This window comes from Brevundimonas sp. FG128 (assembly GCF_057809775.1).
On record NZ_JBMDKP010000002.1, the window covers coordinates 372,225 to 395,704 of the forward strand.

The 23,480-nt window shown below is 67.9% G+C and carries 25 protein-coding genes; 12 read left to right on the plus strand and 13 right to left on the minus strand.

Features of this window, described 5'->3' with window-relative positions:
• Positions 1-11: 11 nt before the first annotated feature.
• Positions 12-1,451 carry a GumC family protein gene (locus ACODSC_RS06270; RefSeq protein ID WP_488812820.1) on the minus strand — a complete coding sequence of 480 codons (1,440 nt, stop codon included), beginning with the start codon at positions 1,449-1,451 and terminating at the stop codon, positions 12-14.
• 122 nt (positions 1,452-1,573) lie between these two features.
• Here ACODSC_RS06270 and ACODSC_RS06275 point away from each other — a divergent pair, with 122 nt between their 5' ends.
• The gene (locus tag ACODSC_RS06275) at positions 1,574-2,341 is read left to right on the plus strand and encodes a polysaccharide biosynthesis/export family protein (RefSeq protein ID WP_488812822.1); all 768 of its coding nucleotides are present in this window, start codon (positions 1,574-1,576) and stop codon (positions 2,339-2,341) included.
• A gap of 8 nt (positions 2,342-2,349) precedes the next feature.
• Here the strand turns inward: ACODSC_RS06275 and ACODSC_RS06280 are convergent, their stop codons facing one another.
• Positions 2,350-2,655 carry a sel1 repeat family protein gene (locus ACODSC_RS06280; RefSeq protein ID WP_488812824.1) on the minus strand — a complete coding sequence of 102 codons (306 nt, stop codon included), beginning with the start codon at positions 2,653-2,655 and terminating at the stop codon, positions 2,350-2,352.
• Between the two features lie 328 nt (positions 2,656-2,983).
• Between ACODSC_RS06280 and ACODSC_RS06285 the strand changes: the two genes are divergently transcribed.
• Together ACODSC_RS06285 and ACODSC_RS06290 are read left to right on the plus strand one after the other, a co-directional pair.
• Positions 2,984-3,505, plus strand: coding sequence for an RcnB family protein (locus tag ACODSC_RS06285; RefSeq protein WP_488812826.1), 522 nt, complete (start codon positions 2,984-2,986; stop codon positions 3,503-3,505).
• A gap of 159 nt (positions 3,506-3,664) precedes the next feature.
• Entirely contained in the window at positions 3,665-4,630 is a 966-nt protein-coding gene (locus ACODSC_RS06290; protein WP_488812828.1) for an RcnB family protein, read from the plus strand.
• A gap of 131 nt (positions 4,631-4,761) precedes the next feature.
• On the opposite strand, the gene gatB is transcribed toward ACODSC_RS06290, so the two are convergent.
• On the minus strand, positions 4,762-6,264 hold the full coding sequence (gene gatB / locus ACODSC_RS06295) for an Asp-tRNA(Asn)/Glu-tRNA(Gln) amidotransferase subunit GatB (RefSeq protein ID WP_488812830.1): 1,503 nt from the start codon (positions 6,262-6,264) through the stop codon (positions 4,762-4,764).
• Positions 6,265-6,360: 96 nt separating this feature from the next.
• On the opposite strand from gatB, the gene ACODSC_RS06300 reads away from it, so the two are divergent.
• Positions 6,361-6,708: a hypothetical protein gene (locus tag ACODSC_RS06300; protein ID WP_488812832.1), complete on the plus strand. Its 348-nt coding sequence runs from the start codon at positions 6,361-6,363 to the stop codon at positions 6,706-6,708.
• Positions 6,709-6,733: 25 nt separating this feature from the next.
• Here the strand turns inward: ACODSC_RS06300 and ACODSC_RS06305 are convergent, their stop codons facing one another.
• The 4 genes from ACODSC_RS06305 to ACODSC_RS06320 form a co-directional block, all read right to left on the minus strand.
• The gene (locus tag ACODSC_RS06305; protein WP_488813452.1) at positions 6,734-7,111 is read right to left on the minus strand and encodes an endonuclease domain-containing protein; all 378 of its coding nucleotides are present in this window, start codon (positions 7,109-7,111) and stop codon (positions 6,734-6,736) included.
• 184 nt (positions 7,112-7,295) lie between these two features.
• Positions 7,296-8,774, minus strand: a complete 1,479-nt coding sequence (gatA, locus tag ACODSC_RS06310; RefSeq protein ID WP_488812834.1) for an Asp-tRNA(Asn)/Glu-tRNA(Gln) amidotransferase subunit GatA — start codon at positions 8,772-8,774, stop codon at positions 7,296-7,298.
• Between the two features lie 2 nt (positions 8,775-8,776).
• Positions 8,777-9,064 (minus strand): Asp-tRNA(Asn)/Glu-tRNA(Gln) amidotransferase subunit GatC, encoded by a 288-nt coding sequence (gene gatC, locus ACODSC_RS06315; protein ID WP_267516244.1) that lies wholly within the window; start codon positions 9,062-9,064, stop codon positions 8,777-8,779.
• A gap of 121 nt (positions 9,065-9,185) precedes the next feature.
• The gene (locus tag ACODSC_RS06320) at positions 9,186-9,704 is read right to left on the minus strand and encodes a hypothetical protein (RefSeq protein ID WP_488812837.1); all 519 of its coding nucleotides are present in this window, start codon (positions 9,702-9,704) and stop codon (positions 9,186-9,188) included.
• Between the two features lie 73 nt (positions 9,705-9,777).
• Here ACODSC_RS06320 and ruvX point away from each other — a divergent pair, with 73 nt between their 5' ends.
• From ruvX to pyrC, 4 genes are read left to right on the plus strand one after another with little or no spacing between them, the layout of a single operon-like run.
• Positions 9,778-10,257 carry a Holliday junction resolvase RuvX gene (gene ruvX / locus ACODSC_RS06325; RefSeq protein WP_488812839.1) on the plus strand — a complete coding sequence of 160 codons (480 nt, stop codon included), beginning with the start codon at positions 9,778-9,780 and terminating at the stop codon, positions 10,255-10,257.
• A gap of 10 nt (positions 10,258-10,267) precedes the next feature.
• Complete coding sequence (locus tag ACODSC_RS06330; protein WP_488812841.1) at positions 10,268-11,191, plus strand: AEC family transporter; 924 nt, start codon at positions 10,268-10,270, stop codon at positions 11,189-11,191.
• A gap of 23 nt (positions 11,192-11,214) precedes the next feature.
• Positions 11,215-12,195 carry an aspartate carbamoyltransferase catalytic subunit gene (locus ACODSC_RS06335; protein ID WP_488812843.1) on the plus strand — a complete coding sequence of 327 codons (981 nt, stop codon included), beginning with the start codon at positions 11,215-11,217 and terminating at the stop codon, positions 12,193-12,195.
• Positions 12,195-13,466 (plus strand): dihydroorotase, encoded by a 1,272-nt coding sequence (gene pyrC, locus ACODSC_RS06340; RefSeq protein ID WP_488812845.1) that lies wholly within the window; start codon positions 12,195-12,197, stop codon positions 13,464-13,466. The genes ACODSC_RS06335 and pyrC overlap by 1 nt, the downstream gene beginning before the upstream one ends.
• Before the next feature lie 180 nt (positions 13,467-13,646).
• Here the strand turns inward: pyrC and ACODSC_RS06345 are convergent, their stop codons facing one another.
• Entirely contained in the window at positions 13,647-14,579 is a 933-nt protein-coding gene (locus ACODSC_RS06345) for a glycerophosphodiester phosphodiesterase family protein (protein WP_488812847.1), read from the minus strand.
• Between the two features lie 136 nt (positions 14,580-14,715).
• On the opposite strand from ACODSC_RS06345, the gene plsY reads away from it, so the two are divergent.
• Together plsY and dprA are read left to right on the plus strand one after the other, a co-directional pair.
• Positions 14,716-15,345: a glycerol-3-phosphate 1-O-acyltransferase PlsY gene (gene plsY / locus ACODSC_RS06350; RefSeq protein WP_488813453.1), complete on the plus strand. Its 630-nt coding sequence runs from the start codon at positions 14,716-14,718 to the stop codon at positions 15,343-15,345.
• On the plus strand, positions 15,342-16,415 hold the full coding sequence (gene dprA, locus ACODSC_RS06355) for a DNA-processing protein DprA (protein WP_488812849.1): 1,074 nt from the start codon (positions 15,342-15,344) through the stop codon (positions 16,413-16,415). Before plsY ends, dprA begins: the two co-directional genes overlap by 4 nt.
• Here dprA and ACODSC_RS06360 read toward each other — a convergent pair.
• Complete coding sequence (locus ACODSC_RS06360) at positions 16,412-16,606, minus strand: hypothetical protein (RefSeq protein ID WP_488812851.1); 195 nt, start codon at positions 16,604-16,606, stop codon at positions 16,412-16,414. The genes dprA and ACODSC_RS06360 overlap by 4 nt on opposite strands.
• Before the next feature lie 139 nt (positions 16,607-16,745).
• On the opposite strand from ACODSC_RS06360, the gene topA reads away from it, so the two are divergent.
• Positions 16,746-19,361, plus strand: coding sequence for a type I DNA topoisomerase (topA, locus tag ACODSC_RS06365; RefSeq protein WP_488812853.1), 2,616 nt, complete (start codon positions 16,746-16,748; stop codon positions 19,359-19,361).
• A 111-nt stretch (positions 19,362-19,472) separates the two neighbouring features.
• On the opposite strand, the gene ACODSC_RS06370 is transcribed toward topA, so the two are convergent.
• From ACODSC_RS06370 to ACODSC_RS06380, 3 genes are all read right to left on the minus strand, one after another.
• Positions 19,473-19,901, minus strand: a complete 429-nt coding sequence (locus ACODSC_RS06370) for a J domain-containing protein (RefSeq protein ID WP_488812855.1) — start codon at positions 19,899-19,901, stop codon at positions 19,473-19,475.
• 7 nt (positions 19,902-19,908) lie between these two features.
• On the minus strand, positions 19,909-20,745 hold the full coding sequence (locus tag ACODSC_RS06375) for a division plane positioning ATPase MipZ (RefSeq protein ID WP_488812857.1): 837 nt from the start codon (positions 20,743-20,745) through the stop codon (positions 19,909-19,911).
• Positions 20,746-20,874: 129 nt separating this feature from the next.
• A complete protein-coding gene (locus ACODSC_RS06380; protein ID WP_488812859.1) occupies positions 20,875-21,558 on the minus strand; it encodes an SPOR domain-containing protein in 684 nt (227 codons plus the stop codon).
• Positions 21,559-21,633: 75 nt separating this feature from the next.
• Here ACODSC_RS06380 and panC point away from each other — a divergent pair, with 75 nt between their 5' ends.
• Entirely contained in the window at positions 21,634-22,494 is an 861-nt protein-coding gene (panC, locus tag ACODSC_RS06385; protein WP_488812861.1) for a pantoate--beta-alanine ligase, read from the plus strand.
• 56 nt (positions 22,495-22,550) lie between these two features.
• On the opposite strand, the gene ACODSC_RS06390 is transcribed toward panC, so the two are convergent.
• Positions 22,551-23,309, minus strand: a complete 759-nt coding sequence (locus ACODSC_RS06390; protein ID WP_488812863.1) for a chorismate mutase — start codon at positions 23,307-23,309, stop codon at positions 22,551-22,553.
• Positions 23,310-23,480: the final 171 nt, after the last annotated feature.

Genomic DNA, 23,480 nt, shown 5'->3' on the forward strand with positions numbered 1-23,480 from the left:
CACGACTGTCGCTATCCCGCCTTGGCGGGCGCGACGGCCAGGACCGGCATGTCCAGCGTCCGGCTGACCGAGGCCGGCGTCGTGAAGCCGCGCCGCGTGAACACCCGCAGCAGGCCCACGCACAGGGCCGTAAAGCCCGCAAACAGGAAGACCGCCGCCAACAGCGGAATCTTCAGGCTCTTGCCCGTCGACGGCGGCTGGGCGCGTTCGATGACGGTGACGTTGTCGGCTCCGGCGGCGACCAGGGCGTTATCGGCCCGGCTCTGGGTCTCGCGCTGCTGGAACTCGCGGATCGAGGCGCTCAACACCTCGCGATTGCCGGCCAGGGTCGAGTTCTCGGATTCCAGCGCGGTCAACCGCGTCTGGCGCGCGCGAATATCGGTCAGTTGCCGGTCCAGCACGGCCAGCCGCGCCGCCAGCGAATCCCGCTCGGCCCGCGTATTGATCCGCGTCGTCTCCAGCTCGGTCCAGACGGGGTTCGGCCCGGTACGGACCTCCTTGGCCCCCACGGCCGTCCCGGTTGAGACATAGGCCTGAAGCTGGCTGATCCGCGCCTCGATGTCCTTCACCGGCTGGGCGTCGGGCTGATAGCGCGACAGCAGCTGCTCGCGTTCGGTGCGCAGTTGCAGCACCTGGTCCTGGGCGGAAACGTTCAGATCCTGCTGCAAGGCCACTTCCGCCGGCGTCCCCGCCTGCTGCGCCACCAGGGTGTTCAGCCGCTGGCTGGTCTGATTCAGCTGGCTCTGCGTCGACATCCGGTCGGTGAAGACCGTCTGATAGGTCGCCGCCAGGGTCGCCTTGGCTGCGGCGAAATCCCCGATGTCGTTGGACGACAGGAAGGTCTCATAGGCCCGGTCCGCATTGCCCAACTCGTCCTCGAAGGCGATGCGCTGGCTGGCGATGGCCGGCGTCTTGTCCTGGAAGACTTCGCGGCGATAGACCAGATACTGTTCGATCACGGCGTTCAGCACCCGCGCCGCCCGCTCGGGATCGTCGGCCTTGTAGCTGAGATGGATCACTGCGCTGCCCGGCGCCGTGGCGACGCCCAGGCTGGTCCCGATCACGCGCCGCGCCGCCGCCTCGGCCTTCTGCGGCCCGCCCTTGGTCTGTTCGCCCAGGATGGCAGCGGGGCCCAGGGCCTCGACCACCTTATGACGCACCGCGCCAGATCCCAGGATAGCGGCTTCGGAGTTGGCGACCTCGTCCCCCTGCGGCGCCTGCCCCCGCTCGGCCGTGCCGACGCGCGGCTGATAGACGTATTCCTGGCCCACGCCCGCGAACACCGATCCGGTGGCGGTGTAGCTCTTCTTCAGCATCATCGCCGCCGCGACCCCGACCGCCAGGATCACCAGGAAGACGACGATCATCAGCAGCAGCTCGCGGAACAGCAGGCCGATGACGTCCAACACGCCGTAGCGTGGTCTTGCCGTGACGTGTGCCGTGGAACGCATCGAGCGGGCCGAATCCCTTGAAAGGCTTGTTGTCGCCACCCTTCGCCCAGCCGCGTTAACCGATGATTACCCATAACCGGCGAGGTTGCCTCACATCCCCTCGCCGAGGCCGACCGATTCTCATGCTGTCAGATCGCCGCCTGTTCCTGCTGACCCTGGGCTCAGCCTCTATCGCCGCCTCGCTGGCGGCGTGCGGCGGCGGCAATGCCGCGCGGATGCCCCGGCCCGCCGGCGCGGTTCAGCGCGTCGAACATCCGGCCAACGGCGACTTTCCCGCCATTCCCTTCGCCGATTGGACCGATGAAGAGCCCGAATACCTGCTCTACCCGGGCGATGAGATCGAGGTCGCGACCCCGACAGCCTCGGAATTGACCCGCACGGTAAGGATCGGCCCCGACGGCCGGATCGCCCTGCCCCTGATCGGATCGGTCATGGCGGCGGACCGCACCCTGCCCGAGCTGCAGCAGGCCGTTTCGGCCGCCTATGCGCCCCAATTGATCCGGCCGATGGTGGAGGTGAGCCTGCGTCAGGCCGGCCCGATCCGGGTCTGGGTCGATGGCGAGGTTCGCACGCCGGGCGTCTTCGAAATGACCGGCGATCTGGACGCCTATCAGGCCGTGATCCAGGCTGGCGGTTTCGCGCCCACCGCCAAGCCGGAGCGCGTGGCCCTGATCCGGCGGGGTCCGGGCGGGTCGCGCATGTTGCGGGTGGTGGACCTTCGTCCGCGTCGCGGCGAGGTCGTGGCCCTGCGTCGGGGCGACATCCTGTTCGTGCCCCGGTCCACGCTTGGCGAACTGGCGGCCTTCTTCACCCAGGTGCGCGCCGCCATGCCCATCGGCTTCAGCTATTCGATCAACGGATCGAACGGCAACGGCTACGCCCAATTCTAAAGGGCCGTTCAGGCGACCAGTTGGACGACGCCCTGGTCGATGTAGCGTCGAGCGGCCTTCTGAGCCTCGGCGATCTCTTCGCGCTCCATCTCCATGCTCATCTCGCGGCGATAAACGCGCGCTTCGATCGAGCCCTTCATGGCCGCCAGGTTGAAGATCATGTGGGCCGACACCCGGTCCATCGGACAACCGCCCGAGCCCGCCGAATACATCATGCCCAGTTTGAACAGGTCGTCGCCGGACATGTCCGGGGTCGGCAGCGGCAGACCGTCTTGCGGGGCCTGCAGGTCGTGCGCCATTTCTTGCGCGTTCATCACCGTATCTCCCAAACGGAAGCCGTTCTGGCCCCGCCTCTGAGACGCCATCAAATACCGCCGGTTTGAAGTTAAAGTTAACGGCGAAAGGGTCGCTCTCGACTTTTCAGTAAAGCAGGGATGAATACTCCGCAGACGATTCATCTCTCCGAAAGTTCTTGGAAATCTATCGTTTACGCTTGAGGCTGCGACGCTTTCGACCGATCGGCGACCCGCCTGCCGATCCTGACATCACCGTTCAGCAGGCGTTCAGGCGCGCAATCCGACTTTCATCGTCATTAACAGGCCGCTCCGATCCTCCGGCGCCGGCCAAGAATGGAGCAAGATGATGAACCGCCTCACCAAGGCCGCTGTCGTCGCCCTCGCGCTGTCGACCACCGCCGTCCCCATGCTGGCCGAGGCCCAGAGCCGACACGACCGCCGGGAATATCGTCAGGATCGCCGTGACGACCGCCGCGACTATCGCCAGGACCGCCGCGAGGACCGTCGGGATTATCGCCACGACCGCCGCGATGATCGCCGCGACTACCGCAACGACCGCTGGGACCGGAACAACAGCAACTGGTGGCGCGGGCGCTCGGACTTCCGGGGTTATAACGGCCCTCGCAGCGGCTACTGGTATGCGCCCAGCTACGGCTATTACCGGGTCGATCCACGCTATAGCGGCTACCGCTGGCGCACCGGCGGCTATCTGCCCTCGCAATACCGCAGCTATTATGTCCGCGACCCGTACGTTTACGGCCTGCGCCCTGCGCCGCGCGGCTATCGGTACGTCCATGCTGGCAATGACATCCTCATGATCGCCATCGCCAGCGGTCTGATCGCCAGCGTCCTGTCCGGCGTCTATTAGGCCCGATGGCCGGAGATAACGAACCCCGCAGACCTGGTCTGCGGGGTTTTGTCTTCCCGGCAGGTCGTTGTTTGACAAGGATGTTCAGCCTGGGTTCATCGACACTATCGAATTGTCGCTTCAAGCCGCCGGAGAACCGGGGTACAGGAACCAAAGACCATGAAACGCCTCTTGATGGCTTTCACCGCCATCGCCGCCGTCTCCGGCCCTCTCACCGCGCCGATCCAGGCCATCGCCCAGGAACAGCCCCGTCGCGAGCGCCCTTCGCGTGACGCCGACCGGCCCCAGCGCCCCCAGATTTCGCGTGAGAATCGCCCCTCACGGCCCCTGGCCTCCGCGCCCGAGCGGTCCCAGCAGCCGCGCCCGTCCCGTCCCGCCCGTCCGGCCCGCCCCGAGAACAGCGCGCCCCGGCCTGAACGACCGGCGACCGGCGACCGACCGGAGCGCCCTCAGACGAGCGGCGACCGCCCCAGCGGCTGGAACCGTCCTGACCGCCCCGCCAGGCCCCAAGGCGACGGCGCCCAGACCGGCGGTCCTCGTCCCGACCGTCCGCACGCCGGCGGCCGACCTGACCGGCCGGGCAATGGCGGCGCCCGCCCCGAAGGCGGCTGGAACCGCCCTGACCGCCCCGGCGACGGCCGTCCCGGTCGCCCGGAGGGCGGCTGGAACAGGCCGGATCGCCCTGGCAATGGTCAGGCGCGTCCTGATCGTCCCAACCGTCCCGGCTCTGGCTGGAACCGCGGCGACCGCGACGGCCAGCGGCACGAGTTCCGCCAGCGCTTCAACAGCGACCAGTGGCGGCGTGACTTCTACCGCAACCACCGCCCCGACTGGTGGCGCAACGACCGCCGCTTCCGGGGATACTCGGGCCTCCGCGTCGGCTTCTATTTCGCGCCGGGGTGGGGCTACTACAGCGTCCCCCGCTCCTACTGGGGCCGCTCGTGGTCGGTCGGCCAATATCTGCCGGACACCTTCTGGCGCTATCAGCTGAACGACTGGCGCACCTACGGCCTGGGCTTCCCGCCCGAAGGCACGCGTTGGGTCTCCGTCGACAACACCATCTATCTGATCGACGAATACGACGGCTACATCATCGACGTCATCCGCGACGCCTGGCGCTGGTAACTGGAAACAAGAAGGCCTCGGAGATCACTCTCCGAGGCCTTCTTCAAGGGAAGGCGTCGCTCAGGCAGCGAGCGACCGCGTCGCGAGCGTTAGCGACCAGCTGGGGGCTTGGGGGCCGCAGCCCCCAAGCATCAAAGACCCAGCTTGGCCTTCAGGATGTCGTTGACCGCCGCCGGATTGGCCTTGCCGCCCGTGGCCTTCATGACCTGACCGACGAACCAGCCGATGGCCTGGGGCTTGTCGGCCACGGCCGCCGCCTTGTCCGGGTTGGCGGCGATGATCTCGTCCACGGCCTTCTCGATGGCGCCGGTGTCGGTGACCTGTTTCAGCCCGTGCTTCTCGACCACCTCGGCGGGCGAACCCTCGCCGTTCCAGACGTGATCGAACACTTCCTTGGCGATCTTGGACGAGATGACATTCGTCTCGATCAGCTCGACCAGTTGCGCCACATGCGCCGCCGGCAGCGTGTTCTCGCTGAAGTCCTTATTGTCTGCCGCCAGACGCGCCGACACCTCATTGGTGACCCAGTTCGACACCAGCTTGGCGTCCCGACCCTTGGCCGCCTCTTCGAAATAATCCGCCTTGGCCTGTTCGGAAATCAGCACGATGGCGTCGTATTGCGACAGGCCATAGTCGGCCATCAGACGCTTGCGCTTGTCGTCCGGCAGTTCAGGCAGGGACGCCTTGATCTCGGCGATCCAGGCCTCTTCCAGGTCCAGCGGCAGCAGGTCGGGATCGGGGAAGTAGCGATAATCCTGCGCCTCTTCCTTGGACCGCATCGAGCGGGTTTCGCCGGCGGTCGGATCGTACAGGCGCGTCTCCTGGGTGATCGAACCGCCGTCCTCCAGGATCTCGATCTGGCGGCGCGCCTCATACTGGATCGCTTGAGAAATGAAGCGGAAGCTGTTGACGTTCTTGATCTCGCAGCGCGTCCCCAGATAGCCGAAGTCGCCCGTCGCCTTGAACTTTTCGTAGTTCCCCGCGCGGCACACCGACACGTTCACATCGGCCCGCAGATTGCCCTTCTCCATGTCCCCGTCGCAGGTGCCCAGATAGATCAGGATGGTCCGGATCTTCTTCACATAGGCGACCGCCTCGTCCGGCGTGCGCAGGTCAGGACGCGAGACGATCTCCATCAGCGCCGTGCCGGCCCGGTTCAGGTCGACGTAGCTCTCGGTCGGCGACAGGTCGTGGATCAGCTTGCCAGCATCCTGCTCCAGGTGCAGCCGCTCGATGCCGACGTTGAAGAAGCTGCCGTCCTCGGCCTCCACCTCGACCACGCCTTCGCCGACGATCGGATAATAGAGCTGGCTGATCTGATAGCCGGTCGGCAGGTCGGGATAGAAGTAGTTCTTGCGGTCGAACTGGCTGCGCTTGTTGATCTGCGCGCGCAGGCCCAGGCCGGTCTTCACCGCCTGTTCCACGCAGTGCTTGTTCAGCGTCGGCAGCATGCCGGGGAAGCCAGCGTCCACCAGCGAGACCTGCTCGTTCGGCCCCGCGCCGAAGCCGACGGCGGCGCCGGAGAACAGCTTGGCCTTCGACGCCACCTGGGCGTGGATTTCCAGCCCCATGACGATTTCCCAATCGCCGGTGCGGCCCTTGATGGTTTTCGCGTTCGAAACAGTGTCGGTCATGGCTTCGTCCTAGCGCCCTCCTCGGCGGCGAGAAAGGGGGCTGTCTTGATGATGTCGCGAAAGGCGATCAACTTCCGCCTCTCAACGGAGATTTCGATGACCAAGCCCCTGTTCGCCGCCGCCGCCGCGGCCTCCCTGCTGCTGGCCGGCGCCGCCTCGGCCCAGACCGCGCCTACTGCCCCGGCTCCGACGACTTCGCCCGCCCAGGAGCATGAGAATCACGCCGCCCACCCGACCATCGACAGCACCATTGAGGCCCTGGTCGCCGATCCCGCGACCAAGGCGGTCCTGGACAAGCACATGCCCGGCCTCGACAGACATCCCGCCTACGGACAGTTCAAGGCCATGACCCTGCGCCAGATCGCCCCCTACTCCCAGGGCAACATCACCGACGCCAAGATCACCGCCATCGACACCGACCTGAAGGCGCTCCCGGCGGAGTAAATCCATCCTCACCCGCCCACGGCCTTCAGCCGACGGGCGGGTGAGAGCTTACGGTGCCTGCCATCCGCGCCTGGACGCGTATCGCATCCAGAACCGTATCCAGCGCGCCAGCGACATGCTCATTTCGGAACCGCAGCACGAACCAGCCCAAGGCTTCGATCTCCTGCTGCCGAACATGGTCGTTCAGGTGGGCGCCATCCTGATCGTGAACCCCGCCGTCCAGTTCGATGACGAGACACAAGGACTCACAGGCGAAGTCGGCGAAATAGCGCCCGACCGGATGCTGGCGACGAAACTTCAGCCCGTCCAGCCGACCACCCCGCAACGCCTTCCAGAGCCGCTTCTCCGCATGGGTCTCACGCTGCCGAAGCTCGCGCGCGAGCTTCGGCAGCTCCTTCGTAATCTTCCCTCTCCCAAAGGGAGAGGGCTTGAGCCTCCGAGAGCGAAGCGATCGGCAAGGCGAAAGGGTGAGGGGTTACGGTTTAGATATTTCGTCACCGTCGTCACCCCTTCCAGACCGTAACCCCTCACCCTCCCACGCCTTCGGCGCGGGCCCCTCCCTCTCCCTCTGGGAGAGGGATTTTAAACTACCACCACTTGCCCGGCTTGGCCGTGAAGCCCGCCACCTGTTCGAGCACGGTGCCGACCTGGAACACCGTCGCCTCGTCCAGCGCCTTGCCGATGACCTGCAGACCCAACGGCAATCCGCCGGCGTCCACGCCCGCCGGCACCGAGATGCCCGGCAGGCCGGCCAGGTTGGTCGTCACCGTGAAGACGTCGTTCAGATACATGGTCAGCGGGTCGATCTGCTTGTCGCCCAGCGCAAACGCAGCCGACGGCGTGGACGGCGTCAGGATCGCGTCCACCTGGCCCCAGACATTATTGAAGTCCTCGGCGATGCGACGACGCACCTTCAGGGCGCGGACATAATAGGCGTCGTAGAAACCGGCCGACAGCACATAGGCGCCGATGGTCAGGCGACGCTGGACCTCCTTGCCGAAGCCCTCGGCGCGCGAGGTCGCATACAGGTCGTCCAGCGACTTGAACTCTTGCGCCCGGTGCCCGAACCGCATTCCGTCATAGCGGGCCAGGTTGGACGAGGCCTCGGCCGGCGCCACGATATAATAGGTCGGCAGGGCGTATTTGGTATGCGGCAGGCTGATCTCGACGATCTCGCAGCCGGCGTCCTTCAGCCAGGCCACGCCCTGGTCCCACAGGGCCTGGATCTCGGCCGGCATGCCGTCCACGACATATTCGCGCGGCACGCCGATGCGCAGGCCCTTGACCGACTTGCCGACAGACTGGGTCCAGTCGGGCGTCGGGACGTCCAGGCTGGTCGAATCCTTGGCGTCGAACGAACACATGGATTGCAGCAGCAGGGCCGCATCCTCGACCGTCTTGGTGATCGGGCCGGCCTGGTCCAGCGACGACGCAAAGGCCACCATGCCGAAGCGGCTGGCGCGGCCATAGGTGGGCTTGATCCCGACCGTGCCGGTGAAGGCGGCGGGTTGGCGGATCGAACCGCCGGTGTCGGACGCGGTGGCGGCCAGGCACAGGTCGGCGGCGACGGCCGAGGCCGAACCGCCCGACGATCCGCCCGGCGTTAGCTCGGCGTTGGAGTTCGCCGACTTCCACGGGTTCTTCACCGGACCAAAGGCCGAGGTCTCGTTGGACGAGCCCATGGCGAATTCGTCCATGTTCAGCTTGCCCAGCATGACCGCCCCGTCACGCCACAGATTGGCGGTGACGGTCGATTCATACGGCGGCACGAAGCCGCGCAGCATGTTAGACCCGGCCGTGGTCTGCACGCCCTCGGTGCAGAACAGGTCCTTGATCCCCAGCGGCGCGCCTTCCAGCGCCCCGCCCTCGCCGGCCGCGATGCGGGCGTCGGACGCGCGCGCCATGTCCATGGCCTTGTCCGCCGTCACCTCGACATAGGCGTTCAGGGTCGGATTGGCGGTCTCGATATTGGTCAGGAAGGCCTGGGTGATTTCGGCCGAGGAAAAGTCCTTGGCCTTCAGGCCGTCAACGGCGCCCTTGAGGGTCAGTTTGGTCAGGTCGCTCATGACTATTCGACCACCTTGGGCACGACGAAGAAGCCGTCGGCGGACTTCGGGGCGTTGGAGAGGACGGCGTCGATCTTGTCGCCATCGGTGACCACGTCCTCGCGCAGGCGCAGGGGCTGGGCGACGTTCGAGGTCATGGGCTCGACGCCGTCGACATCGACCTCGTTCAGCTGCTCGATCCACTGCAGGATGCCGTTCAGCTCCTGGGCCAGCGGCTCCAGCCGATCCTCGGGGGTCTTGATGCGGGCGAGATGCGCAACCTTGCGCACCGTCGCAGCGTCGATGGCCATGCGGCCCTCCAAACACACAATATGAAGTTGAAACACACGCTAGGTGTGACAGTCGAAGCGGTCGGATTAGCCGCCCGCACCGGGATTCACAAGGATCAGACGCCGGGCGTTCGACGCCGCATCATTGCGTCGTGCTAACATCGACCGCATTAGGCGGCGTCTCGCCGTTCCAGACGAAGTCGATCTGCACCGTCCGATCCGCCTTCAGAATATTCCCGTCCGGCCCCGCCGTGTCCTGACGCACCGCCAGCACCACCCGTCCGGCCCTCGCCTCGACCACCCGCCATTCAGCGTAGTCGCCCAGCGGATAGACGCTCCAACCCTCTGCCGGACCGCTCAACAGGGCGAAATAGGTCACCAGGCCGTTCACCGCAGGATCGCCGCCAGACAGGCTGAAGACCTTGGCGCTCAGCGCCGGCAGGGCGTGGAACTGCGAGACGTCGGCTGCCGTGCCCATCTCCTCGCGGGGAATGACGGGACGAGGCGCGGACGGACCGAGCGGCCGGGGCGAGGCCTCGGCCACGGACATTGGCGTGGGCGCGGGCTGGGCGCCCGCCGTCTTGCGCGGCGTCTCGGCCGGCCCGCAGCCGCACAGACCCACGGCCAGAACCACCGCCGCAGTTAGGGAAACCCTGCGCATTTCGCCGTCCTCCTTCTTCTGTGCGATCACCATCGCCTTTGACTTAAGGCCGCGCCAGTCCTAACCGCAGGCCGTGCCCGTTCTCGATCTCCTCGACCTGCCCGCCGCCTGCCCGCCCGACACGCCGTGGATGGGGCTGGATCTGGGCGAGAAGACCATCGGCGTCGCCGTGTCGGACGCCACCCGCCTGATCGCCTCGCCGCTGGAGCTGATCCGCAAGTCCAAGTTCACGCTGGAAGCCGAGCAGCTGTTCAAGCTGATGGCCCATCGCAAGGTCTCGGCCCTGGTGATCGGCCTGCCCGCAAACATGGACGGGACCGAGGGGCCGCGCGCCCAGTCGTGCCGCGCCTTCGCCCGCAATCTGGAACGGCTGCGGCCCATCAACATCGCCTTCTGGGACGAGCGGCTGTCCACCAGCGCGGTCGAACGGTTTCTGATCGAGGACCTGGACCTGAACCGCAAGCGCCGTGCGCAGGTCGTGGATCGCACCGCCGCCGCCTGGATCCTGCAAGGCGCGCTGGACCGGGTGCGCGATCAGGCGTCATGGGTTTGACGGCGGTCTGATGGGCGGTCTGGTCCTGGGCATCGCGCCCGTCTTCGTCCTGATCGCCATCGGCTACGGGCTGCGCAAGTCCGGCTTTCTGCCCGACGCGACCTGGCGGCCGATCGAAAAGCTGTCGATCAATCTGCTTTATCCGGGCTTTCTGATCCCGGCCATCTGGCATGCCGACCTGTCAGGCGACAGCGCTGGACCCGCGGGCGGGGCGGCGGTGGTGTCTGTGATCATCGTCGCGGTCCTGGCCCTGGCGGCCAAGCCGCTGATCCGGCTGGACGGCCCGTCCTACACCAGCGTCTTCCAGGGCGTGATTCGCTGGAACAGCTTCGTTTTCCTGCCCGTGGTCCAGGCCGCCTTCGGGCCGGAGGGCTTGGCGGTCGCCGCCGTCATGATCGCCTGCATCATTCCCGTGACCAATATCGCCTGCGTCGCCGTGCTGGCCCGCTGGGGCGCCGACCAGCGGGGCGTCTCGCCCCTAGCCCTGCTGACGGCCATGCTGAAGAACCCGATCCTGATGGCCTGCCTGATCGGCCTGGCGCTGAACTTCATCGGCGCGCCCGACTTCCCCGTCCTGTCGCGCATTCTGGAGCTGATCGGCGGGGCGGCCTTGCCGCTGGGCCTGATCGTCGCCGGCGCCGGCCTCAGCTTCGCCGAGGTGGCTCGACGCCGGATCACCGTCGCCGGGGTCTCGGTCGTCAAGCTGCTGGTCATGCCCCTGCTCATGTGGGGCGTCTGCCGGGCGCTGGGCGGCGATCAACTGGCCCAGGCCCTGGCCATGCTGTGCGGCGCGACGCCGGGCGCCGCGGCCTCCTATATGCTTGCGCGCCAGATGGGCGGCGACGCGCCGCTGATGGCCGGCGTCATCGCCCTGACGACCGTCGGCGGGGCGATAACCATGCCCTTGTTCCTGTCGCTGTTCCATTTGGCGTGAACCACGCCTATAGCCGCGTCTCGATGACCCAGCCGCTTACCGTCACCGACCAGACCATCCTCGAACGGCTGATCCCGTTCCCGAAGGAACATTTCCTCGCCGCTGCGGACCTGAATCCGTTCGTCACGCCTCAGTTGCTCGATCTGGCCGACGCCTTCGTCGACTTCAACCGCCAGTCCTCCAAGGCGCTGGACGTGCTGCACGGCCGCACGGTCGTGAACCTGTTCTTCGAGAACTCGACCCGCACCTCTTCCTCGTTCGAGATCGCCGCCAAGCGTCTGGGCGCCGACGTCGTGACCATGCCGGTCGGCTCTTCCTCGGTGAAGAAGGGCGAGACCCTGATCGATACGGCGGTGACGCTGAACGCGATGAAGCCGGACATCCTGGTCATCCGCCATTCGGCCTCGGGCGCGGCGGAACTGCTCAGCCAGAAGGTCGGATGCGCCGTCGTCAACGCCGGGGACGGCCGTCACGAACACCCGACCCAGGCCCTGCTGGACCTGCTGTCGATGCGCCGCGCCTTCGGCGACGTGACCAGCCTGACCGTCGCCATCTGCGGCGACATCACCCACAGCCGCGTCGCCCGCTCCAACGTCGCCCTGTTGCAGATGATGGGCGCACGCGTCCGCCTGATCGGCCCGCCGACCCTGGTGCCCGGCGACGCCGACCGCTGGGGCTGCGAGGTCTTCCACGACATGCGCGAGGGCCTGCAAGGCTGCGACGTGGTCATGATGCTGCGCCTTCAGCTGGAGCGGATGGCCGGCGCCCTGGTGCCCTCGACCCGCGAGTATTTCCGCTTCTGGGGCCTGGATCGCGAGAAACTGGCCTGGGCCAGGCCGGGCGCCAAGGTCATGCATCCCGGCCCGATGAACCGGGGCGTCGAGATCGATTCCGACGTGGCCGACGACCTGAACGTCTCCCTGATCCAGGATCAGGTCGAGATGGGCGTCGCCGCCCGCATGGCCGTGCTGGCCTCGCTCTCCGCCCGTTGGGGAGACAAGTGATGACCACCGTCGCCATCCTCAACGCCCGCCTGCTGGACCCCGCCACCGACTATGACGGGCCCGGCGGCGTCCTGATCGAGGACGGCCGCATCGTCCGCGTCGTCCATGGCGCTGCGCCCATCGACGCCGACCAGACCATCGACGCCGACGGCCTGTGCCTCGCGCCCGGCCTGATCGACATTCGGGTCAAGACCGGCGAACCGGGGGCAGAGCCCAAGGAGACGCTGAAGTCGGCCAGCCTGGCCGCCGCAGCCGGGGGCGTGACCACCATCGTTGTCCAGCCCGACACCGACCCCGCCGTCGACGACCCGGCGATGATCGACTTCATCCAGCGGCGCGGCGCGGCCCTGAACCTGGTCAATGTCCGCGCCGCCGGCGCCGCGACCAAGGCCCTGGACGGCCAGCGCATGGCCGAGATCGGCCTGATGGACGAAGCCGGCGCCCTGTATTTCACCGACGGCGACAAGGTCATCGTCAACAGCCGCACCCTGCAACGGGTGATGAGCTACGCCGCCGCCTTCAACGCCCTGATCGCCTGCCGCCCGGCCGATCCCTGGCTGACCGAAGGCGCCGTCGCCGCCTCCGGCGAACTGGCTACGCGCCTGGGCCTTTCCGGCAGCCCCGCCATCGCCGAGCGCATCGGGCTGGAACGTGACCTGGCCCTGGTCGAACAGACCGGCGCCCGCTTCCTGGTCGATCAGATCTCGACCGAAGGCGCGCTGGAGACCCTGGCCCGCGCCCGCGCCAAGGGCCTTGAGGTCGCCGTCAGCGTCTCGATCAACCACCTGTGCTTCAATGAGGTGGACATCGGCGACTATCGCACCTTCTACCGGTTGGACCCGCCGCTGCGGTCCGAGGCGGATCGCCAGGCCCTGATCGAGGCCGTCCGCGAAGGCCTGATCGACGTCATCACTTCCGCCCACGCCCCGGCCCCCGCCGAGGACAAGCGCCGTCCCTTCGCCGAGGCCGCGCCTGGCGCCGTGGGTCTGGAGACCCTGCTGCCCGCCGCCCTGACCCTGCACCACGAGGACGGGCTGGACCTGCTGGTCGTGTTGCGCCCCCTGACCCAGGGCCCCGCCGCCCTGCTGGGCCTCGACGCCGGGGTGCTGGCCGAAGGCGCCCCCGCCGATCTGGTCCTGTTCGACCTCGGCGCCCCCGTCATCATCGACGCCGACGCCCTGCACTCCAAATCCAAGAACTCCCCCTTCGACGGGCGACGGCTCCAAGGCAAGGTGATCGGAACCTGGGTGGCAGGCCGCAAGGTTCACTGACTTCACCTCCCCATTCGCGCAGGCGAATGGGGAGGACAGGCGATCGCGTCAGCGAGCGCCAGGTTGGGGGCGACCGGGTGTCGGACGCTGGCGGGGTCATCACCGGCGCCGGAGTCGCCCCCTCCTGATCGCTGCGCGATCTGTCCTCCCCACGCGCCTTCGCGCGCGGAGAGGTGGGCTTCAGCGCACCCGCTCGCACGTCGCCGCCTTGGCCACCTCGGCGCCCAGCACCGACTTGACCGCCAGCGGCGTGTCGGTGGCGATCACGGTCACGCCCTGGCGCGCCAAGTCGCGGTATTCCGATACGTCGCCGTCGGCGGCATAGCGGTCGTCACGGCGCACGCCCTCCCGGCCCAGGGTGCCGAACTGCACCTCGACGCCGGCCTCGCGTAGCGCACGCCAAAGCGCCGGGCGCTCGTCGCGCGTCCCGGTCCAGGCCAGGATCTGCGGCGCGTTCAGCCCCTGCAGGTCGTCCACGCCGCTCAGTCCGGCCGAGATCATCATCTCCAGCGCCAGGGCCGCCACCGCCCGCGCATCGGCGTCGTTATAGGTTATCAGGATCACCCGGTTTCCCGCCCGCGACCGGCGCACCTGATCGATCACCGCCCGCGCCAGATCGACGGTCGTCTCGCCGTCGGCGGGTTTCAGGTCGATGCTGGCGATGGCCCCGACGCGCCCGGCGGCGTCCAGCGCCTCGCCCAGGGTCGGCGGCGCGGCGTGGGTCAGGGCGCCGTTCGAGGCCTTCAACCGCGCCTGTTTCACCTGCGCGAGCGTCAGGTCCGCGACCCGACCGCGCCCGGTGGTGGTCCGCTCCATCGTCTCGTCGTGCATCAGCACCAGCTGCCTGTCCTTGGTCAGGACGGCGTCCAGCTCCAGGATCGCATTGGGAATGGCCCGTCCGGTCGCCTCGATGGCGGCGATGGAGTTTTCAGGCTGATCCATCGCCGAGACCGCCCGGTGCGCCGAGATCGCCACGCCGCCGTCGCGCACGCAGTCGAAATAGGCGGCCAAAGCCGGCCCTGCGGCAGGCGTTGAACCGACAGGCGGCGCGCCGACGCAACCTGCCGTGGAAAGCATCAGGATCACGGCGGCGGCGGCGGGGATTCGAGTCATGACAGTCTCCGGCAAGGCGGGCGGACCAGACGCTGCGCCGATCGTCGGGTCAAGAGGTCGGATCGCGCTTGCTCCGCGCCGCGCGCCGATGCATTTTGCCGCAACGACACGCGGGGAGCGAATCAACGTGCAGGATATGGTGGGCCCCGCAATCGGGACCTTGGCGCTCGTCGCGCTGGGCGGCTATCTGCTCGGCTCGATTCCGTTCGGCGTGGTGATCACCCGCGCGGCGGGCGCCGGCGACGTGCGCCACATCGGCTCGGGAAATATCGGCGCGACCAATGTCCTGCGTACGGGCCGCAAGGATCTGGCCCTGGCCACCCTGCTGCTGGACGCCGGCAAGGGCGCCGTGGCCCTGCTGATCGCGCGTGCTCTGTTCGACAGCGAGGTCGCGGGCGCCATCGCCGGCGGCGCGGCCTTCCTGGGCCATCTGTTCCCCGTCTGGCTGGGCTTCAAGGGCGGCAAGGGCGTCGCCACCTTCTATGGCCTGCTGCTGGCCGCCGCCTGGCCGCTGGGCTTGATGGCGGGCGCCGTCTGGCTGATCAGCGCCTTCATCTTCCGCTATTCGTCCCTGGCGGCCCTGATCTCGGCCGCGACCGCGCCGCTGCTGGCCCTGCTGCCGCTCGCCGTGGTCGGCCTGCCGGTGGGTCTGCCCATCCTCTCCCTGACCGTCTTCGCCGCCGTCCTGATCTGGGTGCGTCACCACCAGAACATCGCCCGGCTGCTGAAGGGCGAGGAACCGCGCATCGGGGCCAAGAAGGCGTGAGCCTGAGCCCGGCCGAACGCTTCGCCCGGCTGCGGCTCGCCCGCACCGACCGCATCGGTCCCGTCGCCTTCGCCCAGCTCATCGGCCGCTACGGCTCCGCCGCCGACACGCTGGACGCCCTGCCCGATCTGGTGCGCAAGTCCGGCGCCGCCTCCACGCCCCCGCCGGTCGAGGCGGTCGAGCGCGAGATCGCCGCCGGCGACGCCATCGGCGCCCGCCTGCTGGTGCTGGGCGACGACGACTATCCCGAAATGCTGGCTGCCCTTGATCCGCCCCCGCCCATCCTGTGGACCCGCGGCCGCGCCGACCTGCTGAACCAACCCGCCGTCGCCATCGTCGGCGCCCGCATCGCCTCGGCTGGCGGTCAGCGGATCGCGCGCGGCTTGGCGCAGCAGCTGGGTCAGGCCGGCCATGTCGTCGTCTCGGGCATGGCGCGCGGCATCGACGCCGCCGCCCACGAAGGCGCCTTGGCGACCGGAACCGTCGCCGTCCTGGGCGGCGGGGTGAATGACATCTATCCCCCCGAACACGCCGACCTCTATGCCCGCCTGACGGAACACGGCTGCATCGTTTCCGAAAGCCCCGTCGGCGCCCGCGCCCAGGCGCGCGACTTCCCCCGCCGCAATCGCATCATCTCGGGCCTCTCGCGCGGCGTCGTGGTGGTCGAGGCCGAGATCAGGTCCGGCTCCCTGATCACCGCCCGCCTCGCCGCCGAACAGGGGCGCGACGTCTTCGCCGTGCCCGGCTCGCCGCTGGATCCCCGCGCGCGCGGCCCCAACGAGCTGCTGCGTCAGGGCGCAATCCTGTGCGAAGGGATCGAGGACATCGACCGCGCCTTCAACACCCTGCGCACCCTGCGCGAGCCCCCAGCGGATCAAATGAGATTCGACGGCGAGATCGACGACGCCTTCCTCGACCGCGTCGCCGCCCTGCTGTCGCCCACCCCGACGCCGCGCGACGAGATCGCCCGCGCCCTGAACATCCCCGTCTCCCAGGTCGCCGCGGCCCTGCTGGAACTCAGCCTGACCGGCCGCGCCGAACTGCTGCCCGGCGGCCTGGTCTCGATCTAGGCCGCAGGCTTGCCCGCCGCCCCCGCCACCTGCTCCAACAGTTCCGCCAGTCGGCCGTCGCCCTCGTCCCGCGCCATCCGCGCCATCTCCAGCGCCATGGCCCCGATATATTCCCGGGTCGGAAAGGCCGCCGCCTCTATGTCGGAGCGGAAGGTTCCCGGGGTCTTCGTCTCGCGTCGCGTCGCCGCCATGATCGCCTCCGTTGCCAGTCGCGCAATCTATTCGCGCATTCATTAAAAGACAACTACCCTAGGCTGTAAGACGTCGGGCGCGATTGACACACGGCTCCGCTCCAACCACGTTCGCGCCCCTTCCCGAGACCGAACACCTATGAACCTCGTCATCGTCGAGAGCCCCGCAAAGGCCAAGACCATCAATAAGTATCTCGGCCCGGACTACGAAGTCCTGGCCTCCTACGGCCACGTCCGCGACCTGCCGTCCAAGGACGGTTCGGTCCTGCCCGACGACGACTTCTCCATGCACTGGGAGGCCGACGCCAAGGGCGCCAAACGCCTGTCCGAAATCGCCGAGGCCGCCAAGCGCGCCGACCGCGTCATCCTCGCGACCGACCCCGACCGCGAAGGGGAAGCGATCAGCTGGCACGTGCTGGAAGTGCTGAACAAGAAGAAGGTGCTGAAGGACACGCACGTCGAACGCGTCACCTTCAACGCGATCACCAAGTCCGCCGTCCTCGACGCCATGACCGCCCCGCGCCAGATCGACATGGAGCTGGTGAACGCCTATCTGGCCCGCCGCGCCCTGGACTATCTCGTCGGCTTCACCCTCTCGCCGGTCCTGTGGCGCAAGCTGCCGGGCGCCCGCTCAGCCGGGCGGGTTCAATCCGTCGCGCTTCGCATCGTCGTCGATCGCGAGATGGAGATCGAGAAGTTCAAGGCGCAGGAATACTGGTCCATCGAGGCCGACCTGAACGCCGACAGCCCGCCCTTCACCGCCCGCCTGGTCAAGCATGACGGCAAGCGGGTCCAGCGTCTGGACATCAAGGACGAGGCGACCGCCGCCGCCGCGCGCGCCGCCATCGACGCCGGCGACTTCACCATCAACTCGGTCGAGAAGAAGCCTGTCCGCCGCAACCCCGCCCCGCCCTTCACCACCTCCACCCTGCAGCAGGAAGCCTCGCGCAAGCTGGGCTTTTCCGCCCAGCGCACCATGCAGGCGGCGCAGAAACTGTATGAGGGCGTGGACGAGACCGGCGGCCTGATCACCTATATGCGGACCGACGGCGTCCAGACCACGCCGGAGGGCATCGCCCAGGCGCGCGAGGTCATCAGCCAGGCGTTCGGCCCGGCCTTCGTTCCCCAAGAACCCCGCTATTACAAGACCAAGGCCAAGAATGCTCAGGAAGCGCACGAAGCGATCCGGCCGACCAATATCGCGCGCCATCCCGATACCGTGCACCTCGAATCCGATCTTCAGCGCCTCTACGAGCTGATCTGGAAACGGATGGTCGCCTCCCAGATGGAGGCGGCCCGCATGGACCGCACCACGGTCGATATCGAGACGCCCGACGGCCTGACCGGCCTGCGGGCGACCGGCCAGGTGGTCACCTTCGACGGCTTCATGGCCGTCTACGAGGAAGGCCGCGACGAGAAGCAGAAGGGCGCCGAAGAGGAAGAGAGCGACGACACCAGCCGCCTGCCCGCCCTGAAGGAAGGCGCCAAGGCCAAGGTCGACGCCATCCGCACCGACCAGCATTTCACCGAACCGCCCCCGCGCTATTCGGAAGCCACCCTGGTCAAAAAGCTGGAAGAGCTGGGCATCGGCCGGCCGTCGACCTACGCCTCGACCCTGTCGACCCTGCGCGACCGAGAATATGTCCGCGTCGACAAGAACCGCTTCTATCCCGAGGACAAGGGACGGCTGGTCACGGCCTTCCTGGAGCAGTTCTTCCGCAAATGGGTGGAATACGATTTCACCGCCGCTCTGGAGACGCGCCTCGACGAGGTGTCGGCCGGTCAGCTGGACTGGAAGGTTCTGCTGCGCGAGTTCTGGTCTGACTTCCACGCCGCGACCCAGGCCGCCGGCGAACTGCGCACCACGGCCATTCTGGACGCCCTGAACGAAAGCCTGGGCGCCCACATCTTCCCGGCCAAGGAAGACGGCTCCGATCCACGCGAATGCCCCCTGTGCCACATCGGCCAGCTCAGCCTGAAGACCAGCCGTTTCGGCGCCTTCATCGGCTGCGAACGCTACCCGGACTGCAAATACACCCGCCCCGTCGCAAGCCCCTCGGCCGAGGACGGTTCGGCCGAGAGCGGCGACCGCGAACTGGGCATCGACCCGGAGACCGGCCAGCCGGTCCAGCTGAAGATCGGTCGCTTCGGCCCCTATGTCGAAATCACGCCGCCCGAGGGCGACAAGCCCAAACGCTCGTCCCTGCCCAAGGGCTGGTCGCCGGCGTCCCTGTCGCTGGACCAGGCCCTGCGTCTGTTGGCTCTGCCGCGCGAGGTCGGGGTTCACCCCGAGGACGGCAAGATGATCACCGCAGGGCTGGGCCGTTACGGACCCTTCGTCTTGCACGCCGGCACCTATGCGAACGTCTCGGACATCGACGAGGTGTTCGAAGTCGGCCTTAACCGCGCTGTCGCCCTGCTGGCCGAGAAGCGCGCCGGCCGTCCCGGTCGCGGCGCCGCCACGGCCCCGCTCAAGGACCTGGGCGCCCACCCGGAAACGGGCGAGCCGATCCACGTCATGGCCGGCCGCTTCGGCCCCTACGTCAAGTCCGGCAAGATCAACGCCACCCTGCCCAAGGGCGTGGCGCCCGAAGACCTGACCCTGGAAGACGCCCTTCCCCTCCTCGCCGCCAAGGCCGGCGCCGCGCCCAAGAAGAAGGCGCCGTCCAAGAAGGCCGCTGCTCCGAAAAAGGCCGCCGCCAAGAAACCCGCCGCCAAGAAGGCTCCGGCGAAGAAGGCCAAGACCGGAGACTGATCACACCGTTCCCTCCCATTGGGAAACGGCAACACCGCAACAGAACTCCGGGCGAAGGCTCGGAGCTCCGCCCTGCCCTCCTTCCACGCCAGCCTTGCGCCGAGGGCGGGCTTAGATGCGTCCGGTCTTTCTCAACAGTCTGTCTCGCGCCGCATTGACGCGGATGGCCAGGCCTTCCGTTCCGCCCTGATCGGGGTGCGCGCGGGCCATGGCTCGCTTCCACGCCGCGCGTATCTCCGCCTCGGTCGCGTCGGGCCTCACGCCCAGAACCGCGCGGGCGTCCGCCTCGCTGATCGGTTCGGATCTGAACACCGGGCGGACTCGCGACGACCAGGCCAGATAGAGGCCGGCCCCCGCCAGGGCCGCCGCCGCCAGCCACGATCCGCGAAACGCCGCCAATGCGCCGCCGGCCAGCAGGACGGACCCCAGCAGGGTCGCCGTCACGCGCCAGTGCGCCCGTCCGCGTCGCTCAGTCTGGCGGCCCAGCCGCACCAGCGCCCAGACGGCGATCGCCGCCAGGGCCAGCCAGATCAGGCCCATGGGGACGTCAGGCCGCCACGTCCAAAGGGCTGAGCGCCTGCTCCAGCCCCATGGCCTTCATCAGGTTTCGCATTTCCTGGCGCGCGGCGACGTGGGCCAGCGACACCGCCACCGGCCGGATGTCGTTGGACAGGTCCGCCACCGTCAGCCCGAACGGGAACAGTTCGCGGTAGATGACCCGATCGCGCAGGCCGGGCCCGACGCGGAAACCGACCCGCTTGGCCAGCTTGGTCATCCGCTCTTCCAGCCGCTTGCGGTTGCGCGCCTCGGCGACGGCCAGGCGGTTGGTCACCACCAGCCAGTCGATGGTGGCGTGACGGCCCTGGGCGATGGCGCGCTGCTTGCGCGCCTCCCAGACGCTCTCGGAATAGATCGAGGGTTTCAGCAGATCCAGCGACACCGGATCGACGTCGCCCAGCAGGTCGAAATCGACGAAACTGTCGTTCATCGGCGTCACGATCTGGTCGGCGCGGGCATGCGCCGCGTTCGAAACGGCCGTATCCCCGCCCGGCGTATCGATCAGAATGCAATCCACGCCCTGCGCCGCCGCCTCGTCGAAGGCGCGCTCGAATACGGCGATCTGTTCGGCGACATCCGCCTTGGCCAGGGCCTTGCCGTCGCCCATGTCGGGGATGAAGGGTTGGGGCAGTTGCTGGCCGTTCGCCGCAAGCCACGCCAGGCGATTGTGGAAGAAGCGCTGCATCGACCGCTGGCGCAGGTCCAGATCGATGATCGCCACCGTTCGGCCAGCGTGCAGCATGCCTGTCACGATGTGGATGGCCAGGGTGGACTTGCCCGCCCCGCCCTTTTCGTTGCCGAGGACGATCACATGCGGCTGCGTCATTCGAGGGAATCCTCTGTGCCGACCGCGCGACTCAAACAGCGCGGTCCTAGGTCCGGCGAGAGTCGGCCTCAACGCCGCAAACGTCAACGGAACCTTAACGCAGACCTGTGGACGGCGAGCGGACGGGTGTCAGCTGTGGTGCGCGCACCAGGCGTCCGCGACATCGGCGGATCGGCAAACGGCGGCGGCCGTCTCGCTCGAGACCGGCCCGACCTTCAGCCGCGTCAGGCTGCGGCCGTTGACCTGAACGGCTTCGAACACCGGCGACAATCCCGCCAGATCAGCATTGGCCTTCAACCGGTTCCACGCCTGTCGCGCGCCTGCAGCGCTGGAATAGGCCCCCAGCTGGATCGTCCGCCCGTGTGTCGGCTCACGCAGGCTGGCGGACTGCAACACGGACGGCGTGATTTGGGAGGCCGCCTCCTCCGCCACGGCTCGGGCGAGCACAGGCGCTGCAGCCTGCACGGCCGGCTGCGTCGCCCGAATCACGGCGTCGCGAAGCCCCGCATCCTCGGTCTCGTAACGAATGCCCGCCTGGGCGTCGCGGGCGTCCCACATCGCGTGGGGGTCCATGACGGCGACCTTCACCGGCGTGAACCGGGCGGGACGCAGACCCGACTCTTCAGCCGATCGAACTTGGGGGCGGGCATCGATCCCGGCCGCCGTCACCGGAATGTTGATCGACGCGACATGATCAGCCATCGACCGGAACCGGTGCGGGTCGCTGTCCACCGCGCCGCAACCCGCAAGCGTCAGGCCGCCGGCGCAGGCCAGGGCGATCAGAACTGGACGGGTCGCTGGTGCGGGCGTCATAAGCACGACCCTAGCCGCCAGACTTTGCGGTCTGGTGCACCAACACGCTTAAGCGGAAAGGTTAATCGCTTCACCATGACAGACGCCGCGCCCCTCCCCGTCGTCCGCACCGTCGCCGCGCTGCGCGCCACCGTTCGGGACTGGAAACGACAAGGCTTGAGCGTCGGCATGGTTCCGACCATGGGGGCCCTGCACGAAGGTCACCTGACCCTGGTGCGCGAGGCCGCCCGCCGCACAGACCGCGTCGTCGCCTCCAACTTCGTCAATCCGACCCAGTTCGCAGCGCACGAGGACCTGGGCAAATACCCGCGTCAGCAGGAAGAGGATGCGCGCCTGCTGGCCGGCGCCGGCTGCCACCTGATGTTCGCGCCTTCGCCTGAAGAAATGTATCCCGAGGGCTTCGCCACCAGCATCGCCATGACCGGCCCGGCACTTGGCCTGGAGGGCGATTTCCGACCCCAGATGTTCGGCGGCGTCGCCCTGGTCGTCACCAAGCTATTCAACCAGGTGCAGCCGGATATCGCGGTCTTTGGCGAAAAGGATTACCAGCAACTGATGGTCATCCGTCGCTTCGTGCGGGACCTGGACCTGCCTGTGGAGATCGTGGGCGCGCCGACCCAGCGCGACAGCCACGGCCTGGCCCTGTCCTCGCGCAACGCCTATCTGTCCGAGACCGAACTTGCGGTCGCCCGCCGGCTGAACGTCATCCTGTCTGACGCAGCCGCTCAGGCAAGGGCCGGCCGTTCCCTGACGGACGTGGAAAGCGACGCCACCCAGGCCCTGCTTCACGCCGGCTTCGAACGCACAGACTATGTCGCGGTGCGCAGCGCAGAAGATTTGACACTCTTCGCCGACGACGTCGTGGACGCCCCTGCCCGCATCCTCGCGGCCGCCTGGCTGGGGAAGACCCGGCTGATCGACAATCTGGCGGTCTGAATAGGAGAGGACCACATCCTCATCGGATGCGGCCCTCAGCTGTCTCTACACCGAACTTAACCGATCGCGCCGACGCAGCCTTCCGCGTCGCCCGGCGCGAGGTCGGCATCGGTCAGGGCGATGGTCCAGCCGTGATGCGTATTCAGGCCCCAACGCCGCGCGCCGCCGCCGTCGCCCGCGTCTCCGCCGGCCGTGACCACGACGCGACGCCCCTTGGGCAGAGCCGGCGGATCGATCTTGCCTACGGCCAGCGACGTCGGCGTCTCGCCGCCGTAACCGTCGAACACGCTCAGCATCGACCATTCCCGACGCAGACCCATCCACCAGGCGTCCTCGGTATTGATCGCCAGCACCGCAATTCCGTGCCCTTCGGCGGCGAAGGCCAGGGCTTTCTGCGGATCGCGCACCATCTTGATGTCAGCGGCCGCGCCGAAACGCAGGCGGGCGCCGTCATAGGCGCGGGTCGGCTCGATCGGCGCCCAGACCTGGACCTGCAGCCGGCCTTGCCGCGCCAGACCCCAGCCGACGATCTCGCGCCACAGATGCTCGACCGCCTCTGCGTTCTCGGGTTGAGCCTGTTTCAGCATCCGTGACAGCACGGTCTGCTCGCGGTCGGGCCTCAGCTTGGTATGCGGGCCGCTGGGGGCGTCCTTGGCGCGCCCCACGGTGGCGGCGACGGCGAGGCGCTGCTCGAACAGGGCCAGGATCTGGTCGTCGATGCTGTCGATTTCGGCACGCAGGGCGGCGAGCGCCTGCTGTTCGGGCGTCAGGTCGGCCATGTCAGGCCACACTTGCTGGACGTTGGAATTGGGCATGGAATCGGGCTTTCGGCATAGGGGGATTTCGATGTGCAGGGGCGGACAGCCGCTCTGGTCCAGAGCGGTCGCCGGCGAGACTGTCAGGGACGGAGTGCGCCCGACGCCTCAGCCGGCGTATCGAAAGCCGTAAAAGCCGTAGCCGAAATAGAGGCCGGAAACCGTGCGCGA

Coding starts and splice junctions, on each gene's coding strand:
- ACODSC_RS06270 (WP_488812820.1), bottom strand. CDS start 1,451: ATGCGTTCCACGGCACACGTCACGGCAAGACCACGCTACGGCGTGTTG.
- ACODSC_RS06275 (WP_488812822.1), top strand. CDS start 1,574: ATGCTGTCAGATCGCCGCCTGTTCCTGCTGACCCTGGGCTCAGCCTCT.
- ACODSC_RS06280 (WP_488812824.1), bottom strand. CDS start 2,655: ATGAACGCGCAAGAAATGGCGCACGACCTGCAGGCCCCGCAAGACGGT.
- ACODSC_RS06285 (WP_488812826.1), top strand. CDS start 2,984: ATGAACCGCCTCACCAAGGCCGCTGTCGTCGCCCTCGCGCTGTCGACC.
- ACODSC_RS06290 (WP_488812828.1), top strand. CDS start 3,665: ATGAAACGCCTCTTGATGGCTTTCACCGCCATCGCCGCCGTCTCCGGC.
- gatB (WP_488812830.1), bottom strand. CDS start 6,264: ATGACCGACACTGTTTCGAACGCGAAAACCATCAAGGGCCGCACCGGC.
- ACODSC_RS06300 (WP_488812832.1), top strand. CDS start 6,361: ATGACCAAGCCCCTGTTCGCCGCCGCCGCCGCGGCCTCCCTGCTGCTG.
- gatA (WP_488812834.1), bottom strand. CDS start 8,774: ATGAGCGACCTGACCAAACTGACCCTCAAGGGCGCCGTTGACGGCCTG.
- gatC (WP_267516244.1), bottom strand. CDS start 9,064: ATGGCCATCGACGCTGCGACGGTGCGCAAGGTTGCGCATCTCGCCCGC.
- ACODSC_RS06320 (WP_488812837.1), bottom strand. CDS start 9,704: ATGCGCAGGGTTTCCCTAACTGCGGCGGTGGTTCTGGCCGTGGGTCTG.
- ACODSC_RS06330 (WP_488812841.1), top strand. CDS start 10,268: ATGGGCGGTCTGGTCCTGGGCATCGCGCCCGTCTTCGTCCTGATCGCC.
- ACODSC_RS06335 (WP_488812843.1), top strand. CDS start 11,215: ATGACCCAGCCGCTTACCGTCACCGACCAGACCATCCTCGAACGGCTG.
- pyrC (WP_488812845.1), top strand. CDS start 12,195: ATGACCACCGTCGCCATCCTCAACGCCCGCCTGCTGGACCCCGCCACC.
- ACODSC_RS06345 (WP_488812847.1), bottom strand. CDS start 14,579: ATGACTCGAATCCCCGCCGCCGCCGCCGTGATCCTGATGCTTTCCACG.
- plsY (WP_488813453.1), top strand. CDS start 14,716: ATGGTGGGCCCCGCAATCGGGACCTTGGCGCTCGTCGCGCTGGGCGGC.
- ACODSC_RS06360 (WP_488812851.1), bottom strand. CDS start 16,606: ATGGCGGCGACGCGACGCGAGACGAAGACCCCGGGAACCTTCCGCTCC.
- topA (WP_488812853.1), top strand. CDS start 16,746: ATGAACCTCGTCATCGTCGAGAGCCCCGCAAAGGCCAAGACCATCAAT.
- ACODSC_RS06370 (WP_488812855.1), bottom strand. CDS start 19,901: ATGGGCCTGATCTGGCTGGCCCTGGCGGCGATCGCCGTCTGGGCGCTG.
- ACODSC_RS06375 (WP_488812857.1), bottom strand. CDS start 20,745: ATGACGCAGCCGCATGTGATCGTCCTCGGCAACGAAAAGGGCGGGGCG.
- ACODSC_RS06380 (WP_488812859.1), bottom strand. CDS start 21,558: ATGACGCCCGCACCAGCGACCCGTCCAGTTCTGATCGCCCTGGCCTGC.
- panC (WP_488812861.1), top strand. CDS start 21,634: ATGACAGACGCCGCGCCCCTCCCCGTCGTCCGCACCGTCGCCGCGCTG.
- ACODSC_RS06390 (WP_488812863.1), bottom strand. CDS start 23,309: ATGCCCAATTCCAACGTCCAGCAAGTGTGGCCTGACATGGCCGACCTG.